The following is a 3,942-nucleotide window of genomic DNA, read 5'->3' on the forward strand; positions in this document are numbered from 1 at the left end:
GTTGGGATTCAGAACGCCACTTGAGATTTTTTGCTTAAATTTGCAAACGTAGTTGCATTTTGAAGTTGAATCTACGAACAAACAATATACGATATAGGATAAACAATAATCATCAATAGAACAAATGAAAAAGAAACAGAATTACAAAATGACACTCCTCTTTGTCGCCTTGTTCGTGCAGGCAACCACACTCATGGCGCAAGTGCCAAAAGAACTATTCGGCACATACAAAGGAACAGCCAAGACCGTATTGAAGCAAAACGATGGCAAAAAACTGACCAACATGCCTGCCAAAACCTTCGACGTGGAAATTGTCGAGAAAGGCGGCGACATCAAATTGGTACTGAAAAATTTCCCTTGGGGCAAAGACGTATTTGAGGAAGTGGTATTCGACAACTTAGAAGCCAGACAAGAGAAAGACAAAAAACGCTGGAACATCTATGCTTACCCATTAGCAGGGCAGTTTGAAACAAAAGGCAAGACAAATGTAGAGCTTTTCGGAGCAATAATAGACGATTATAGCTTTATATATGAGGACGGAAAAATAGAATTGTTGTTCGACATATTCGCCGAGAAAGGAAGCGTATACGAGCAGGATTTCAGCGGAAAGAAAATGAAAGCATCAGGCATTAAGAGCCTCACAGCCGAAAAAACAGGCAAATACGGAGTGTACGACCTGTCAGGACGACGAGTAGCAAACCCTGCCAAAGGCGTGTACATCATTAACGGCAAGAAAGTGCTGAGATAGTTACGGCGCACTGTTGTAAAGTGCTACTATAATAGATACAACTGCAGAGAGTTGGTAAATATGTGAGAGTATCCTACAATATGTCTCCCTTACTATTAAGTATATAATTTTATATTGTAACTATTCAGCGGTAGGCGCATGGTTATGTATTTGTGAGAAGCTGTGCATCTCGAAGTCCATAGATGACTACGAGATGCATTTTGCGTGTACATTGATTTTTGACAAGAAGACCGCTGCAGCTCAAAGTTACATCATTCCATTTCTTTCCAAAGCGTACGAGTGCCAATAGTTAGGTTTTGGAAGTTGCCTATTATTTACTATCTTTGCACCCTAAAAAACAAAAATACATAGGATTTACTGTGATTTCAGGACAACTCGCCCTCCAATGGGGCAAAAGAACATTATATAATTTGACGGTAATATATGCGCTGTTATCCACCATGCTTCTATACGGATGCGACGGTTACACTACAGTGAATAGCGAAAGTGCGTCTCATCAATCAACCACGATACGGCTTACAATAGAAGTGCCTAATGGTGGCGTAGACAATAACAAGATGGTAGCAACAAGATCCTTCACCTATGGTTTTGAGGGAGATATGGTCCTACCGAAGCTGCGGCTAAAAGAAGGCGAAACAACTGAGGGACTTTGCGTTATCAGAAACGAAAACCCCAAGATACCAATAAAATTAGTACAGGTGAAATGGAAGACGCGTGGTGGTGTCTTGTGGTGCGACACTTTCAATGCTGACGTGGAGGCTCCTCACGATGAAAAAATTGGTAATTGGCAGGCGTGTTTTCTACTTGGTCATGGAACCTACGATGAGAAGACGCACAAAATAAAAATGGGCGTAGAGCGACTGGCACGCCCCATAAACCAAAATGAGGAGCAGCTATGGAACATGCCTTACCTGTCAGCATGGTTGCCCTTGAAAACAAGCGACGGTTTGCACCTGCGTTCGCCACATGTGAGTTTCAAACCGCAAGGAGCGTTCATACGCATGAGATTGACAAACGATACGAAACATGACATGAGCGTGGCATCACTGCGCATGCGCCCCACTGACGATTCCATGCAGGCAGCACCATTCGTGTGGGAGGCGATGTGGCAGACTGATGAACGAGGGGATGCGCCTGTCGTTTCTCCAGTTTTGCAGAAAAGTGGAGAGGATTTCGAATGTCCACTCGCCCAACCACTCACATTAAAACCGGGCGAGACATCAGCCTGGTATGGCTTCTGGAGTATGCCCATAGGTAGATCCGTAGGGTATTCGGGCAATTACTTTGTCGTACCTGCAGAAGAAGCCAAGATACATCGATCGCCATGGTGGCTGTACCACACTCCAGTGGAAGGAAAAAGCAATGCACAAGGTCCAGTGGCGGGTCGAACATACACACTCTCACTGAAACTGCGGCAACTGATCTCCACTACCAATGCCAACTGGATGCAGGATATGGAGGACGACCGACTGGTGTGCAAGATGTCCATACCCGGAACGCACGATACAGGAGCATGGTCAGGCAATTGGTGGGTGAAGACGCAAGACAAGGACATCAAAGGGCAGCTTGAGAGCGGCATACGCTTCTTCGACATCCGCTTGGTGCTTGATGGTGGCGTGCTAAAGCTCTGCCACGCCAGTAATGTATTCGACCGCACGTTCCACAAGGATGTATTGCGTGCCACCGCTGATTTTCTGCGGGAACACCCATCAGAAACCGTTATCATGACCATCAAGCGTGACCACGACTACGATAAAGATGGAGGCAACAAGTATCGTGCGGCGGTGGGTAACGTGTTAAGAGCTGATCCCTACGTTACACCATACATTGCAGGATCGTTCAGTCCGACACTTACAATGGGAGAACTGCGAGGCAAGATGCTCATCTTGAGCCGTGAGGGCTGGTACTCCACCAACTCGGGGTGGATAGATCGCTGGTATGATAACAGACAATTCTCTACCAATATCTACTCCACCAATTACAGTCGTACCACGCTGAATGTGGAGGACACCTACAAATGTACCGCTGGCGACAAGGTGAATCTTGTGCGCCAGAACCTGCTCAAAGCCAGTAAGGCGTACGGTGGTGCGGCACCCGACTGGTTCATCACCTTCTGCTCGTACACGGGTCCAAACGGCATAGGCACACCCAATGCCGTCACAGGATACGTTGATCCGCATGTGATAAATATTCTTAAGGGAGACCATCAGTTGCGTACAACGGGTATACTACTGTTCAACTTTGCAGGCTGGTGGGACAACAGACTCACCAACATTGTCATCAAGTTCAACGATACTGCCACACCGCCGCTCAAGCAGTGGTAACAAGTTGGGGCAAGTCAACAACACACCTGCCGAGCCGTGCGGAATCCCCCCCGCATCGGCACGGCTTCATAGTGGATTATTAATCATCATAAAACATATTACAGTTATGCTATATGCAATTATCATCTTCGCAAGTTTCTTTGTCTTGCGCTTGTTCTCCCTCGCTTTCTCAATAAGGAACGAGAAACGTCTCATCAAATGTGGAGCCACACAGTACGGAAAACGCAACTCCCTACTGCTAACGCTTGCCCATATAGCCTACTACTTTGGTGCCCTCTATGAGGGGTATAGCAGCAATATGGAGTTTGACAGGACCTCTGTCATCGGCGTGGCAGTCATGGCGTTTGCCTACATCATGCTGTTTTACGTCATCTACAAGCTGCGTGACGTTTGGACAGTAAAACTTTACATCGTACCCAACCACCGCATTGATCGTAGTTTCTTGTTTCGTACGGTGCGACACCCCAACTATTTCCTCAACATCATACCAGAGCTGGTAGGTGTGGCGCTGCTCTGCCATGCTTGGACAACGTTGTGCGTAGGTCTGCCCCTCTACGGCTACCTGCTAATGGTTCGCATCCGTCAAGAAGAAAGAGCCATGCGGCACCTGCTATCGTAACGGCCGTGACCGACGTCGATAAACTTTATAAAATACCTTTCATCAGGATAACTTTTATAAACAGGACTGCAACCACATACAGACGTGTGGTATCGAAGAGGGGGGAGTTTTTCTTTTCAGAAAAACTCCCCCCTGTGTGTTTCATTCAATATTCTTCCAAATGTCGTCACTCACGACGCTGACCGACGTCGGTCACGGTTATTGGTAGCTGACAATCGGGCTGCAAACCAAAAAACTTATTATTGGTGTCC

General features: G+C 46.7%; 3 protein-coding genes. All 3 read left to right on the forward strand.

The genetic code is table 11. From position 1 onward, the window contains the following. Positions 1–124 precede the first annotated feature (124 nt). The 3 genes from HMPREF1640_RS09910 (at position 125) to HMPREF1640_RS09920 (ending at position 3,691) form a co-directional block, all read left to right on the forward strand. Complete coding sequence (locus HMPREF1640_RS09910; protein WP_036894292.1) at positions 125–748, forward strand: hypothetical protein; 624 nt, start codon at positions 125–127, stop codon at positions 746–748. A 557-nt stretch (positions 749–1,305) separates the two neighbouring features. Next, positions 1,306–3,072 (forward strand): phosphatidylinositol-specific phospholipase C, encoded by a 1,767-nt coding sequence (locus tag HMPREF1640_RS09915; RefSeq protein ID WP_231565890.1) that lies wholly within the window; start codon positions 1,306–1,308, stop codon positions 3,070–3,072. A 106-nt stretch (positions 3,073–3,178) separates the two neighbouring features. Continuing rightward, entirely contained in the window at positions 3,179–3,691 is a 513-nt protein-coding gene (locus tag HMPREF1640_RS09920) for an isoprenylcysteine carboxyl methyltransferase family protein (RefSeq protein WP_036894296.1), read from the forward strand. Positions 3,692–3,942: the final 251 nt, after the last annotated feature.

It is taken from the genome of Prevotella sp. S7-1-8 (assembly GCF_000758925.1).
In the GTDB taxonomy this organism is placed as follows: Bacteria; Bacteroidota; Bacteroidia; order Bacteroidales; family Bacteroidaceae; genus Prevotella.